General features: G+C 66.1%; 13 protein-coding genes. 12 read left to right on the top strand and 1 reads right to left on the bottom strand.

What is annotated here, in order from left to right:
- Window positions 1–131 precede the first annotated feature (131 nt).
- Window positions 132–704, bottom strand: coding sequence for a phosphatase PAP2 family protein (locus WT16_RS13595; RefSeq protein WP_063533515.1), 573 nt, complete (start codon window positions 702–704; stop codon window positions 132–134).
- Window positions 705–1,609: 905 nt separating this feature from the next.
- Here WT16_RS13595 and WT16_RS13585 point away from each other — a divergent pair.
- From WT16_RS13585 to WT16_RS13530, 12 genes are all read left to right on the top strand, one after another.
- Window positions 1,610–2,542, top strand: a complete 933-nt coding sequence (locus WT16_RS13585) for a helix-turn-helix domain-containing protein (RefSeq protein ID WP_059930921.1) — start codon at window positions 1,610–1,612, stop codon at window positions 2,540–2,542.
- Between the two features lie 234 nt (window positions 2,543–2,776).
- Window positions 2,777–3,844 (top strand): sugar transferase, encoded by a 1,068-nt coding sequence (locus WT16_RS13580; protein ID WP_009913452.1) that lies wholly within the window; start codon window positions 2,777–2,779, stop codon window positions 3,842–3,844.
- Window positions 3,845–3,908: 64 nt separating this feature from the next.
- Entirely contained in the window at window positions 3,909–5,111 is a 1,203-nt protein-coding gene (locus WT16_RS13575; protein WP_009913450.1) for a polysaccharide biosynthesis/export family protein, read from the top strand.
- Entirely contained in the window at window positions 5,108–5,542 is a 435-nt protein-coding gene (locus WT16_RS13570) for a low molecular weight protein-tyrosine-phosphatase (protein ID WP_006025412.1), read from the top strand. Before WT16_RS13575 ends, WT16_RS13570 begins: the two co-directional genes overlap by 4 nt.
- A gap of 42 nt (window positions 5,543–5,584) precedes the next feature.
- Window positions 5,585–7,825 carry a polysaccharide biosynthesis tyrosine autokinase gene (locus WT16_RS13565; RefSeq protein ID WP_063533514.1) on the top strand — a complete coding sequence of 747 codons (2,241 nt, stop codon included), beginning with the start codon at window positions 5,585–5,587 and terminating at the stop codon, window positions 7,823–7,825.
- 90 nt (window positions 7,826–7,915) lie between these two features.
- Window positions 7,916–9,160 carry an oligosaccharide flippase family protein gene (locus WT16_RS13560; RefSeq protein ID WP_063533513.1) on the top strand — a complete coding sequence of 415 codons (1,245 nt, stop codon included), beginning with the start codon at window positions 7,916–7,918 and terminating at the stop codon, window positions 9,158–9,160.
- Window positions 9,161–9,192: 32 nt separating this feature from the next.
- Window positions 9,193–10,389 carry a capsular biosynthesis protein gene (locus tag WT16_RS13555; protein WP_063533512.1) on the top strand — a complete coding sequence of 399 codons (1,197 nt, stop codon included), beginning with the start codon at window positions 9,193–9,195 and terminating at the stop codon, window positions 10,387–10,389.
- Between the two features lies 1 nt (window position 10,390).
- Window positions 10,391–10,921 carry a serine acetyltransferase gene (locus tag WT16_RS13550; RefSeq protein WP_063533511.1) on the top strand — a complete coding sequence of 177 codons (531 nt, stop codon included), beginning with the start codon at window positions 10,391–10,393 and terminating at the stop codon, window positions 10,919–10,921.
- Complete coding sequence (locus tag WT16_RS13545) at window positions 10,918–11,862, top strand: glycosyltransferase (protein WP_063533510.1); 945 nt, start codon at window positions 10,918–10,920, stop codon at window positions 11,860–11,862. Before WT16_RS13550 ends, WT16_RS13545 begins: the two co-directional genes overlap by 4 nt.
- On the top strand, window positions 11,859–13,046 hold the full coding sequence (locus WT16_RS13540; protein ID WP_063533509.1) for a glycosyltransferase: 1,188 nt from the start codon (window positions 11,859–11,861) through the stop codon (window positions 13,044–13,046). Before WT16_RS13545 ends, WT16_RS13540 begins: the two co-directional genes overlap by 4 nt.
- Before the next feature lie 82 nt (window positions 13,047–13,128).
- Window positions 13,129–13,974 carry a 3-deoxy-8-phosphooctulonate synthase gene (kdsA, locus tag WT16_RS13535; RefSeq protein WP_015600890.1) on the top strand — a complete coding sequence of 282 codons (846 nt, stop codon included), beginning with the start codon at window positions 13,129–13,131 and terminating at the stop codon, window positions 13,972–13,974.
- A complete protein-coding gene (locus WT16_RS13530; RefSeq protein WP_006025420.1) occupies window positions 13,971–14,522 on the top strand; it encodes an HAD family hydrolase in 552 nt (183 codons plus the stop codon). The genes kdsA and WT16_RS13530 overlap by 4 nt, the downstream gene beginning before the upstream one ends.
- Window positions 14,523–14,549: the final 27 nt, after the last annotated feature.

The raw sequence follows: 14,549 nt of genomic DNA, 5'->3' as shown, positions 1-14,549 counted from the left end.
CGCCGCCGCATGTGCCTATCCGCCCGGCGTGGTGCCTGGAAGTATAGCGACGCGTGTGTCGTCGCATGGGGGCGTGTCCGATTCGGGCGGGATTTTGGCGGTTGGCGACTTGCTGTGGCGGCAACCGACGCTCACCACGGGAATGAGCGGCACAGGAACGGCGAATACAGTTCGATTGCAGCCTGAATCGGCGCGTGCCGGCCATAGGCGATCGCCAGCACCGCGAGCAGCGACGCGCAAGCGTAAGGCCACAGGCGTCGCGACATCACGGGCGGGGCTTTCCAGCGCACGAACGACAGCGTGACGAGTGTGCCGAGCGCCCAGCCGGCGATGACCTCGGACACCGTATGCGCTTCATCGAACACGCGCGCGGTGCCGATCAGCGCGGCGAGCGCGAGGCCCGCCGCCAACGCCGCGTTCGAGCGCAGCCATGGCAGGCCGAGCAGCAGCGCCATCGGCCACACCGCCGATGCGAGCATCGTGTGCCCGCTGACGACGCGAAAGTCGATCGCGCGAATCTGCACGCCGCAACCCGCGTAGAGAATCTTCGTCAACCCGACGACGAGCATGCCGGCCGCGAGCAGCGCGAGCCACGCCACCGCATAGCGCCGCTCGGGCGACGAGTGGACGAGCCATGCGCAGCAGGCGGCGCAAAGAGGAAGGGTCAAGGCGGCATCGCCGAGATCGCTGATGGCAGGCCACATCGCTTGTATTCACCTGAGAAAAACGCCGTATTGTAAGGCGGCAGTGCGGATGATCGCAGTTTCGCGGCGCGCGAGTGCGCCATTGCGTCATTTGTCCGATCGGGGCGAATCGCGCTAATTCGCGCATATCCCGTATCGCCACGTGAAAATGGGAAATTTCCGAAGCGCGGCGATCGCGCATTGTGCATGGTGCGATATAGACGTCGGTCAACAATTATCGAAAGACGTTAGATCGATATCGGAAAAATATGCAATATCCGAATCGCGCTTCGGTAATATAAGTTCAATTCCAAATGTAAAAAGACATGCGGGTCGGCGGCGAATTCGATAAAGTCGTCGCGGCAGCGACGCGCGCTTCGACGGTCCCGGCGCGCGACGCCTTCCTATTCCTCTGAAGAGACACGGCTGCGCAGCGCGCCGGCGCAAGGTCGCGCGATGCCGATGCGGCGGATTCCGCCATTCCGATTCGCATGCCGAATGCGCTCGCGGGCAGGTGCAATGCGGCAACCGACGCATCTGTCCTTATCCGCCGTCCTTATCGGACGCGCCACCCGCCAGCGGTGATTCGGTAGCCGAAAGGTCGTCCGAATTCGACAAGCCCATGCGTGCTTTTGGGTGCAACGCGTGCACCAATTCGAATTGGTGCGTCGGATAAATGATGGAATCGATGTCCTGCTTCAATCCGACAACATGGCGTCGTAATCGGACAGAAAGATTGTTGCAGCGATTTGAAGGAATATGATGCGCCGCAGAATAGACATTGCTGAATGAGTGAAAGGGCCGGCGGCATGGAATGCGCGTTCAACATTGGTCGGATGGGAGCACACGTGAGTCGTGGTGCAGCTTTCGGAGGCGTGTGCTACCGAAAAGGGATCGCTGTCGTCTTGTTTGAAGGCTTTTCGTTGATGCAGGCCGGACGCATGGCGGAGATCTTCAATCTTGCCAATCGCTTCCGGCACGCTGGCGAGGATTCCGGCGGCGGCTACGAGATGCTCCTGTTGTCGGCGAAGGGCGGCGCGGTGTATTCGTCGTCCGGCATTCCCGTCTGGACCCAGCCGCTGCACGAGCGCGTGGTCGAGAGCGTGCATGCGATCTTTGCGATAGGCGAGCTGGGCGCGTCCGATCGTGACGACGAGAAGGTGTCCGAATGGTTGCGCTGCGCACGCGCCCATGTTCGCGCCTCGGGCGGCACGAGGCGCCTGATGGGGCTCGCGGCGCTCGACGGCGGCGATGCGGCGGCGGACGACCTGTCGATCGACGCGATGCTCTCGGGCGCCGCATCCGCCGAGAAGGTTCGCCCGACGGCGGCGGAGCGTGCGGCGTTCTCGGCCGCGCTGGCGATCATCCGGCACGATTGCGGCGACAGCGCCGCACACGAGGTTGCCGAACGTTTGTGCCCGGCGCTGAGCGCACTGCCCGCCGAATCGACATTCGCCGCGCGCGAGGCGCGGGCGAGCAAGCTGATTCGCGCTTCGGTCCAGCAACTGCGCGAGAACAGCGCCAACCGGATTTCGATCGCCGATACCGCGCATGCGGCGGCGATGAGCGAGCGCAATTTCCTGCGCCGCTTCAAGCAGGAAATCGGCGTGACGCCGTCCGAATTCGTACAGAAAGTCCGGCTCGAGCATGCGTGCCACATGCTCGTGCATACCGATCTGCCGGTCGACAAGATTGCGCGGCGCACAGGTCTCGGCAGCGGTGATCGCCTCGCGAAGCTGTTTCGCCAGCATCTGTCGATGTCGCCGACCGAGTACCGCGCGGTCGAGCGCAGCCGAGGCTCGGACGCGGATCTCGCGTGCGGCGGCTTCGTTTCGCGGCTGAGCGGATCGATTTCATGACAAGCGGCGCGCCGCGTCCGTCGTTTCACCCTTAACTGCCGTTTAGCCACGCCCGCGTGCGAAGCCGTGGGTGCCGTTCGATCGTCGTTGAGCGACGACGGTCGAACATCAGCCGATTCGGACTCCGATGCATAGATGAGGTGGCAAGAGAAGAAGCCGAACGCGTGAAGTGTGTCCGGCATGAATGTAGAAGTGCGAAGCAAATTATTGACGAATCGCAATCGAGGTTCACTTATGCCAGCGATATTTCCCAGAGTCGTCGACATTGCGGTGATCGTGTTCGGCGCGTTCCTTCCGATTCTGATCGAGGCATCGGGCGGCCCGCATGCCGAGATCTTCGACGGCACGCTGGTGGCGTTCGCCGCCGCGCTGTCGTTGTCGGTCTTCCCCGCGTGCGGAATCTACGAGACGTCCAGGCGGCGCTCGCCCGTGCACCTGATCAGCCGCACCGCGCTTGCGTGGCTCGTCGTGCAGGGCGGCACCGTCGTGCTGCTGTACGTGCTGCATCGCGCGCAGATCCTGTCGAGCGCGTGGTTCGTCTACTGGACCGTGACGACCGGCATCGGGCTCTTGATCTTCCGTGCTGTCACGCTCGCGATCTTCGGCCTCGTCGAGCGCGCGAGCCGGCAAGTGAAGGCCGCGACGCTCGATCAGGTGGGCCATGTCGCGCAACGCATGCGCACGTCGGGCATCGCGAAGCGGATCGTCAAGCGCGCGTTCGACGTTGCCGCCGCGTCGTGCCTGATCGCCGTGCTGTCGCCCGCGCTCGCCGTCATCGCGTTCCTCGTGAGGCGCGACGGCGGGCCGGCCGTGTTCGGACACGTGCGAATCGGCCGCGACGGCCGCCCGTTCAAGTGCCTGAAGTTCCGCTCGATGGTGATGAACGCCGATGCCGTGCTGAAGGCGCTGCTCGAGCGCGATCCGCAGGCGCGCGCGGAATGGGAGCGCGAATTCAAGTTGAAGAACGACGTGCGGATCACGCCGATCGGCCGCTTCCTGCGTCGAAGCAGTCTCGACGAGCTGCCGCAGTTGATGAACGTCGTGAGGGGCGAGATGAGCCTCGTCGGGCCCCGGCCGATCGTCGAGGCGGAACTCGCGCGCTACGGCGACGACGTTCGCTACTACCTCGCCGCGAAGCCCGGCATGACCGGCCTGTGGCAAGTGAGCGGCCGCAACGACACCAGTTACGCGACACGGGTTTCGCTCGACGTGTCGTACGTGAAGGATTGGTCGCTTCGTCGCGATCTGACCATCCTGTTGAAGACGGTCAACGTCGTCCTGCGCGGATCGGGCGCGTATTGAGCGCCCCCCGCACGTCGGTCGGCGGCCGGAACAGGCCAGAATTAGAAAATGGATAGAGGTGTAGATGGGTAGTCTGGGGGAAGCAGGCGGCGTCGTGCCGCCGAAACGCACGTGCGGCGCGCGCGTGCGTTGGTTGACGATGTGGGTGCCGATGTGCGCGGCATTCGCGACATTGAGCGCGTGCGGCGTCGCGCCCGGCATGCGGATGAAGCAGCCGGCGAACGTGCCGGTGTCGAGCGCGGTAGCGGGCGCGGCGGCCGAAGCCGGCCGCGAGTCGCGCGGCGAGCAGTTGCCGGTTCCGATCACGGACATCGACCTGAATCTGATCCGGACGCAGCGCGACGCGCAGCGGATGCCGCGCCGTGCGTCCGATTCCGGATTGCCGGCGTCCGCCTATACGGTCGGGCGCGGCGACGTGCTGCAGATCACGGTCTGGGATCATCCCGAGCTCGCGGCGGCGCTCGGCACGCAGCAGCAGACGGCGGCGCGCGCGGCCGATGCGCCGGCGGGCTTCGTCGTCGATCAGGACGGCACGCTCCAGTATCCGTATGTCGGGCGCATCGCGGTCGCGGGCCTGAAGCCCGAGCAGGTTCAGGCGCGGCTCGCGCGCAAGCTCGCGGAGACGTTCCGCGATCCGCAGGTGACGGTGCGCATCGCGTCGTTCCGTGCGAAGCAGGTCTATATCGAGGGCGAAGTGCATACGCCCGGCTCGCAGGCGCTCAACGACATTCCGATGACGCTGTACGACGCGGTGAGTCGCGCGGGCGGCTTCTCGGCGAGCGCGGACCAGAGCCGCGTGACGCTCGTGCGCGACGGCGCCGAGCAGCGGATCGATCTGTCGGGTGCGGCACAAGGGATCAGTCCGTCGCGGATCGTGCTCAAGGACGGCGACCTGCTGCGCATCCCGCCGCGCGACGAAAGCGGCGTGTTCGTGATGGGCGAGGTCAACAAGCCCGTCACCGCGCTGCCGATGCGCAACGGCCGCCTGACGCTGAGCGATGCGCTGTCGCAGGCGGGCAGCCTGAACGCGGCGACGGCCGACGCCGCGCAACTGTACGTGATCCGCGGCTCGCTCGACGCGAAGCCGCACGTCTATCGGCTCGACGCGAGCTCGCCCGTCGCGATGGTGCTCGCGAACCAGTTCGAGCTGGAGCCGAAGGACATCGTCTATGTCGACGGCAACGGGCTCGTGCGGTTCAGCCGCGTGCTCAGCCTGTTGCTGCCGGCCGTCAATGCCGGCCTGACCGCGGCGGTCGTGACCAAATGATCGACTCGATTCTCGTCGTCTGCGAGGGCAATCTCTGCCGCAGCCCGATGGCGGCCGCGCTTTTCGAGGCGGCGCTGCCGGGACGCGCGGTGGCGTCGGCGGGCTTCAACGCGCTCGTCGGGCTGCCGGCCGCGCCGTTCGCGCAGGGCGTGATGCGCGAGCGCGGCATCGATCTGTCCGCGCATCGCGCGCAGCAGCTCGGGCGCGCGCAGTGCGCGTCGGCGGACCTGATTCTCGTGATGGACCGCGCTCAGCGGCGGCTCGTCGAGGAACGGTATCCGCTCGCGCGCGGCAAGGTGTTCCGCATCGGCGAGCACGAGAATTTCGACGTCCACGATCCCTATCGTCAACCGCGCTTCGTATTCGAGCGGTCCGCGCGGCTCCTCGAGCTCGGCGTGAACGGCTGGCTGTCGCGGCTGCGGCTCGTGTGAGCGCGCGCGACACGTAGAACCGAATCTCCAAGACCCCCAACCATGAATCCCAATCCAACCGGCGCGTCGACGCCTGCCGACAGCGAAGGCGACACCGATTTCATCGCCGTTCTCGACATCCTGATCGAAGGCCGCTGGCTGATCGCCTCGATCGCGCTCGGCTGTTTCATCGTCGGCGTCGCGTATGCGGTGCTCAGCAAGCCCGTCTATCAGGCCGACATCCTGATCCAGGTCGAGGACAGCCCCGATACGTCCGCCGCGAAGAGCCTGCTCGGCGACGTGTCATCGCTCTTCGACGTGAAGTCGTCCGCGGCCGCCGAAACGCAGATTCTCGCGTCGCGGCTCGTCGTGTCGCGCGCCGTCGACAATCTGAAACTCTTCATCGACGCGAAGCCGAAGCGCTTCCCGGTGATCGGCAATTGGCTCGCGCGCCGCAGCGACGGGCTCTCGAATCCGGGCTTCGCGGGCTTCGGCGGCTACGCGTGGGGCCAGGAGCGCATCGACGTCGCGACATTCGACGTGCCGCGCCCGATGGAAGGCGACACGTTCGAGCTGACGATGCTCGATGCGCGTCGCTACCGGCTCGACGGCGGCGATCTCGATCGCAGTGCGGAGGGCGTCGTCGGCAGGCTCGAACGCATTCCGGCGAAGGGCGGGGCGATCGCGTTGCGCGTCGACGCGATCGCCGCGCGGCCTGGCGCGACGTTTGTGCTCGTGCGCAATTCCCGTTTGCGAACGATCGAGGATCTGCAGGACAACCTCGACGTGCAGGAGCGCGTCAAGCAGTCCGACGTCGTCGTCGCGAGCCTGCGCGACACCGATCCCGACCTCGTCAGCAGCGCGCTCAATGAAATCGGGCGGCAATACGTCGCGCAGAACATCCAGCGCAAATCGGCGGAAGCCGCGCAATCGCTCGAGTTCCTGAATGGACAGTTGCCGGCGCTCAAGCAGCAGTTGACCGATTCCGAATCGAGACTCACGAAACTGCGCGACGAGCACGGCACCGTCGATCTGACCGAAGAGGCGAAGCTCGTGCTCGCGCAATCGGCCGATGCGAAGACGCGCTTGCTCGAACTGCAGCAAAAACGGCAGGAGCTGCTGTCGCGCTTCACGCCGAAGCATCCGGGCGTGATCGCGATTGATCAGCAGATCGCCGCGCTCGACGGCTATCGCGGCACGGCCGAGCAGCAGATCAAGCGGCTGCCGGATCTGCAGCAGCAGCTCGTGCGGCTGATGCTCGACGTGAAGGTCAATACCGATCTCTACACGGCGCTGCTGAACAACACGCAGCAACTGCAGCTCGTGCGCGCGGGCAAAGTCGGCAACGTGCGGCTCGTCGATACGGCGGCGGTGCCGGAAGTGCCCGTCAGGCCGAAGAAGGCACTCGTCGCGCTCGCGTCGCTGCTGCTCGGCGTGCTTGCAGGCTGCGGCACGGCGGTCGGCCGCTCGATGCTGTTCCACGGCATCTCCGATCCGAACGAGATCGAGCGGCGTCTCGGCTTGAACGTCTATGCGACCGTGCCGCGCAGCGACGAGCAGCGGGCGCTGACCGAGCGCGCGAAGCGCAAGGAGCGCGCGCTGTCGCTGCTGTCCGTCGCGCATCCGGACGAACCGGCCGTCGAGAGCCTGCGCAGCCTGCGCACCGCGCTGCAGTTCGCGATGCTCGACGCGAAGAACAACGTCGTCGTGATCGCGGGGCCCGCGCCGGGGGTCGGCAAATCGTTCGTGTCGGCGAATCTCGCCGCGGTGCTGACGATGGCGGGCAAGCGCGTGCTGCTGATCGACGGCGACATTCGCAAAGGACATCTGAACGACTATCTCGGCTTCGCGCGCGGCAGGGGCTTCTCCGAGCTGATCGCTGGCTCGGCGCACCCGGACGACGTGCTGCATCGCGACGTGATCGACGGACTCGATTTCATCTCGACGGGCACGATGCCGAAAAACCCCGCGGAACTGCTGCTCAACGCGCGCGTGCCGGAGTTGATCGACGCGTTCTCGAAGCGCTACGACGTCGTCGTGATCGATTCGCCGCCGGTGCTCGCGGTGGCCGACACGGGCATCCTCGCCGCGACGGCGGGCACCGCGTTCCTCGTCGCGCTCGCGGGCTCGACGAAGCTCGGCGAGATTTCCGAATCCGCGAAGCGGCTCGCGCAGAACGGCGTGCGTCTGAGCGGCGTCGTGTTCAACGGGATCAATCCACGGCTCGGGCAGTACGGTTACGGCTCGAAGTACGGCGGCTATCGCTACGTCGCATACGAATACGGAGCGAAGCGCGATGCATGACGAGGACACGCGGGATGGCGGACGCGGCGCCGGCCGCCCGCTTGCGCCGGCAGGCGAGCGGCGCGCGGGCGCGAACGCGGGAGCGCGACGATGATTCGCGTCCGCGATTCGATCGTGTCGCTGTGCGGCGTCGTCGCCGGGCAGATCGCGCTCTTCGGCTGCATTTCGCTGATCGGGCGCTTCCAGGGCCCGGAGGCGCTCGGCCACTTCAACTATCTGCTCGCGTTGGCGACGTTCGCCGGCACGCTGCTCGCGTGCCGCTACGAGCTGGCGTGCGTGAGCGACAGTCCGGCCGATTCGTTCCACGCGTTCGTCAATGTGACGGCGCTCGGCACGGCCGTGGTCGCGGCGGGCTGTGCGGCGATCTCCGTCGCGGGTCGCACGGACCTGTACGTCGTCGCCGCATACGGGTTCGCGGTGTTCGTCCAGCTCGCGGCGGGCGGCTATCTGAACAGTCTGAGGCGCTACGGCTGGATTGCCGCGAGCCGGATCGCCGTCAACGGATCGTTTCTCGTCTGCCTGCTCGCCGAGGCATTCGCGCCGAAGTTCGGCGCGCAGTTCGGACCGGTCGATACGTTCGACGCCTACACGACAGTCACGGTGTCGGTCGCGCTGCTGATGCTGATCGCGGTCGCGCTGCACGGCGGGCGGCGCGGCTATTCGTTCGCGGTGACGCGCGCGTTCTTCGTCGAGCACAGCCGGTTCGCGAAATACATCCTGCCGTCTACGCTGTGCGGCTCGGTGCTGACCTATGCGCTGGCGATCGTGATTCCGCATTGGTTCGATGCGCAGAGCGCCGGCTATTTCGCGGCCGCGTATCGGCTCGGCTTCTTTCCCGTGTCGCTGATCGCACAGAGTCTGGGCGGCGTATTCCGGCGCGACGCGATGGCCGCGATGGCGAGAGACGATGCGCACGCGATGGTGCCGAAGGTGTTCGGCACGTATGCGCGCTCGCTCGCGCTGCTCGCGGCGGGCTATGCGGCGGGCGGCGCGCTGCTGTTCGGCCCGCTCGTCTCGCTTTTCTTCGGCGCGCGCTGGAGCGGCGCGATCGCGTTCTTCCAGTGCATGATCCCGCTCTTCGCATTCCAGATGATTTACGTGCCGCTGTCGCAGATCTTTCTCGCGGCGCGCGCGCAGCGCATCGATTTCCTGTTTCAGCTCGGCGCCGGCGCCGTGCTCGCCGGCGCGTTGTGCGCGGCGAAGCTCGCGGGGCTGTCGGTGCTCGCGAGCGTGCGCCTGTTTTCGTTCTCGGGCGCCGTGCTGATGATCGCCGGCATCGCGCTGACATTCAGCGTGATGAACGGCAGCGTGTCGCGTCGGCGCGCCGATGCATGACGTTTCTTCCATTTCTTCGTTGAGCGCAGATCATGATTGTCGTCGTCGTCGATTCGATGGAGCGTTACTACTTTGCCGCGCGGCTCGTGAAGGCAGTCAGGAATGAGTTCGGCTTTCTGTTCGCGACGAGCGAGCCGATCGCACACCTGATGGCGCTGAGCGCGGGTTTTCGATCGGTCTATCTGCGGCGCGGCGTGAGCGCATCCGCCGCGCATGATGCGGCGGATGCGATTCGCTCCGATGCGTCGATCGAGGTGCTGAACGGGCAGATGACAGGCGAGCTTGCACGCGCCGATGCGGCCGCGATCTTCGCCGCGATGTGCGGCGTGTTCCGCCGTCATCTCGTCTCGCAGTGCCTGATGTGGAACGGCCAGCAGCTCGTTTGCCGGGCGGTCGCGCACGCGTGCGCGGCGCACGGGGTCCCGACGAAATTCGTCGAGATCTCGAACCTGCCGGACAAGCTGTTCGTCGACCGGCTCGGCGTCAACGCGCTGTCGTCGATCAGCCGCAATCCGGCCGTCATCGACGGCTTGCCGATGCCGACCGAGGACGAGCATCGCCGCTGGCTCGCGCGCTACGAGCAGTACAAGGCGAGGCCGCTGCCGCAGTCGCGCACGTCGTGGATGCGCAAGGCGGTGTCGGCCGTCAACTATGCGCTGAAGCTCGCTACGCTGGGCGTGGCGAGCAAACGTTTGAACACGGTGCGCGCGACGAACGGCGCGAGTGCGCCGACGCAGGCGAAAGCGCTGACGGTGAAGGAGCTGACGGCGCTGCGCTACGTGTTCCTGCCGCTGCAGGTGTCGGGCGATACGCAGATCAAGCTGCATTCGGACGTCGACAACCTGAAGGCGATCCATCTCGCGTTTGAGCACGCGGCGAACGAGAACGCGGACCTGATCGTCAAGCTGCATCCGGCCGAGTGCGACACGGCCGTGATCGACGAGGTGGTGCGGATGCAGCGGGTCTATCACTTCGACCTCGTCACGTCGCCGACCACCGATCTGATCAAGCACGCGCATTCGGTCGTCACGATCAATTCGACGGTCGGCCTGGAGGCGCTGCTGTACGGCAAGCCGGTCATGTCGCTCGGCCGCTGCTTCTACAAGGAGTTCGATCGCGCGAGGCTGCTCAAGTACATTCATGCGTTTCTGATCGACGGCATCGATTACTTCGGCAAGGAGGACATCGCGCCGCGCGCCGCGAGAAACGTATTTTCGATGAAGCATTGACATGCGCACGACGCTGAAACGGACAATCGACGCGATCGCCGAGGATTACAGGCGCAACGCGTTCTTCAAGACGCGCTGCGTCGTCATGTTCTTCCGGATCGCGAACTATCTCGCGTGCCGCAGCAAGCTGACGCTCGCGCTCGGCGCGCCGGTGATCGCGCTCTACATCGTCGTCTGCGACTGGATCATGGGCATCGAGATTCCGGTCAAGACGAGAATCGGCAAGGGCCTCACGCTGTATCACGGCACGGGGCTCGTCATCAACGGCTATTGCGAGATCGGCGAGCGCTGCGTGGTGCGGCACGGCGTGACGATCGGCAACACGCTGCGGCCGGACGGCACCTATAGCGGCGTGCCGTCCGTCGGCGACGACGTCGAGTTCGGCGCGCACAGCGTCGCGCTCGGCGAGATTCGGATCGGCCATCGCGCGCGCATCGGCGCGGGCGCCGTGCTGCTGCGGGACGTGCCGGACGGCGGCGTCGCGGTGGGCGTGCCGGCGCGCGTGCTGGACAAGGAGAAAAGCGCTGCATGAAAGTATTCATCCTCCATCCGGGGAAGGCGAATTACCCGGAAATCGCCGCATACCGCGATTTTCTCGGCCAGCGCGGCTTCGACGTCCATGATGGCGACGCGAGCGCGTATGCGAAGCTCGACGGCCGAAGCGACTGCATCCTGTGGTGCATCATGGGTTTTTATCGATCGCTGCCGCCTGCGCGGTTCGTGATTCACGACTACCGGTCGCTGTCGGTCGGCAGGCTCGCGGCGATCAAGGACACGATCAAGCGCGCGCTGAACGCGAAGCCGGATCTGCGGATCTTCCAGAACGAGCGGATGCGCGACGCGATGGCGTTCCGTGACGGGACACCGTCGCTGCTGCTGCCGATGGGCGTGCCGGACTGGATCTTCGAGATCGCGAACGAACCGGCGGGCGAAGGTCCGGCCGGCCGGTTCTGCTATATCGGCGAGATGAGCCGCGAGCGAGGCTTCCACAAGGTGCTGGCCGCGTATCGCGCCGCGCCGCGCACGATGCGCGACACGCTCGTGCTCGTCGGGCAGCCGGAGCCGGAAATTCACGACGCGTTCCGGCATGTCGACGGCATCACATTCGTCGGGCGCGTGCCGCAGCGCGACGCGCTCAGGATCGTGCTGCGCTCCGACTATGCGGTCTGCTATTTCCCGTACCACCGCCCGCACTGCTTTCAGACGCCGACGAAGCTGCTCGAATACGCGGCGCTCGGCAAGAAGATCGTCTGCAACGACGCGCCGTCGAATGTCGACGCTGTGAAGGCGCTTGGCATCCGCTCGCACGTCACGGGCGCGTCGATATTCGACGAGCTGCTGCCGCTCGCGCAACTGCGCGCGGAAAGTAACGATCCCGCGCGGCTGAGGCGTCTCGGATGGACGGCCGTGATCGCGCAATCGGGCGTGCTCGCCCGTCTCGAGGCGGTTTCGTCGATGCGAGGTGCGCGATGACGATCGATGGCGTCGGCATGCGGGGGCGCGATGCACGGCCGAAGGGCGATTCGCAGGTCTACGCAAAGACCAACGCAAAGGCCGACGGCCATGCGCGAATGAAGATCGTGCAGATCCTCGAATCGAGCGCGACGGGCACGTTATCGATGGCATGCCTGATCGCGAACCGTCTTGCGCGCGACGGACACGACGTGCACGTCATTCATTCGCTTCGGCCCGACACACCCGCGGACTTTCACGTGCTGTTCGATGCGACGGTCAAGCTGCGCCACATCCAGATGAAGGGCGTGCCGCTGCTGCCGATGTTGCTCGAACTGCGACGCACGTTGATCGGCATCGGGCCGGACATCGTGCATCTGCATTCGTCGTTTGCGGGATTCCTCGGAAGAATCGCGTCGCTGTTCGCGTTGCGCGATGCGGCGTTCTTCTACAGCCCGCACTGCATCTCGTTCATGCGCCGCGACATTTCGGCGCTCAAGCGTTCGGCGTTCGTCGCGCTCGAACGGATCGCGTGCGTGAAGCGGTGTCTCTACGTCGCATGCTCGGATAGCGAGCGCGACGCGGTGCGCTCGCATTTGCGGCAGCCGGTGGTCGTGGTCGAGAACGCGGTCGGCGCGATGCCCGCGCCCGCCGCCGACGAGCAGGAAGACGCGCGCGAGCCGATGTTTCGGATCGTGACGGTCGGCGGCATTCGCGTGCAGAAGAATCCGCAGCTCTTTGCCGAGATCGCGCGCCGCCTGCGCGGCTCGCGCATGCGCTTCACGTGGATTGGCGACGGCGATGCCGCGCTCAAGGCGCAATTGCGCGAAGCCGGCGTCGAGGTCGCCGGCTGGCTTGGCCGCACCGAAGTCGTCGCGAGATTGCGGCGCATGGACGTATATTTGTCGACGTCGTCGTGGGAGGGCATGCCCGTGTCGGTCATCGAGGCGATGCTGCTCGGCTTGCCCGTCGTCGCGTCGGCGTGCGCGGGAAACGTCGACGTCATCCGGCACCTGCAAACTGGCGCGATATTTCGCGGCGCGGACGACGCGGTCGAGCTGCTCGCGTCGATCGACCGCGATGCCGCGCTGCGCGCGCGGCTCGCGAGCGCGGCGAGAAGGGAAGCCCGCGAGCGCTTCGGCGAAGAACGTTTTTTCCGGCAACTGGCGCGGGTCTATGCGTCGCGGCTCGCGCGCCCATCATGAGGATTCGCCGTCCCGAGCGCGAGCCCGCCGCATGGAATCGGTGCGCGGCGCGCACGGGACGGTCCATTTGGAGATTTGACCTATGAACGTAGCAATCAGCCCCGGCGTCACGGCCGGCAACGGCCTGCCTTTCGTGCTGTTCGGCGGAGTCAACGTGCTCGAGAGTCTCGACTTCACGCTCGACGTGTGCAGCGAATACGTCGCGGTGACGCGCAAGCTCGGCATTCCGTTCGTGTTCAAGGCGTCGTTCGACAAGGCGAACCGCTCGTCGATTCATTCGTACCGCGGCGTCGGGCTCGACGAAGGCCTGAAGATCTTCGCCGAGGTGAAGGCGCGCTTCGGCGTGCCGGTGATCACCGACGTGCACGAGATCGAACAGGCGGCGCCCGTCGCCGAAGTCGCCGATGTGCTGCAGGTGCCCGCGTTCCTCGCGCGCCAGACCGATCTCGTCGTCGCGATCGCGAAGACGGGCAAGCCGGTGAACGTGAAGAAGCCGCAGTTCATGAGCCCGACGCAATTGAAGCACGTGGTGTCGAAATGCCGCGAGGTCGGCAACGATCGCGTGATTCTGTGCGAGCGCGGCAGCTCGTTCGGTTACGACAATCTCGTCGTCGACATGCTCGGCTTCCGGCAGATGGCCGAGACGACGGGCGGCTGCCCGGTGATCTTCGACGTCACGCACAGCCTGCAATGCCGCGATCCGCTCGGCGATGCGTCGGGTGGCCGGCGCCGGCAAGTGCTCGATCTCGCGCGAGCGGGTGTCGCGGTCGGCATCGCCGGACTCTTTCTCGAAGCGCATCCCGATCCCGACCGCGCGCGCTGCGACGGGCCGAGCGCGCTGCCGTTGCATCTGCTCGAAGGCTTCCTGTCGCAGATGAAGGCGATCGACGATCTCGTCAAGCGCATGCCGGCGCTCGATATCCGATGAGCGCGTCCGCCTATCGCGGCGCGATTCGGCTCGTGCTGTTCGACGTCGACGGCGTGCTGACCGACGGCCGGCTGCATGTGACGGGCGACGGCGAGTTCATCAAGAGCTTCCATGCGAAGGACGGCATTGCGGTTGCGCTGCTGCGCGCGCACGGCATTCGCAGCGGCATTCTGTCGGGGCGCCACAGCGAGGCGCTCGCCTGGCGCGCGCGGCAGCTCGGCTTCGACGTGTTCGTGTCGGGCTGCGACGACAAGCGCGCCGGCTACGCGCGCATCAAGTCGGAAGAGACGCTCGCCGACGATGCGATCGCGTACGTCGGCGACGACGTGAATGATCTGCCCGTGATCGATTCGGTCGGCGTCTCGTATGCGCCCGTCGACGCGCACGCGCTCGTCAAGCGGCGCGTCGATTATGTCGTGTCGCGCGGGGGCGGCGAGGGCGTGGCGCGCGAAGTCGCCGAGCACGTGCTGTTGCGCTCGGGGCTGTCGCTCGGCGACGCGTATCGGCCGCTGCTCGATCAATGGGCTCGCCATGCCGCTGCCCAATGACATCCCAACACATCTTCATCGCCGTGG

It is taken from the genome of Burkholderia sp. MSMB1589WGS (assembly GCF_001636105.1).
Classification (GTDB): Bacteria; Pseudomonadota; Gammaproteobacteria; order Burkholderiales; family Burkholderiaceae; genus Burkholderia; species Burkholderia humptydooensis.
Note: the sequence above shows the minus strand (reverse complement) of the source record. Positions and strands in the feature narration are given on the sequence as shown.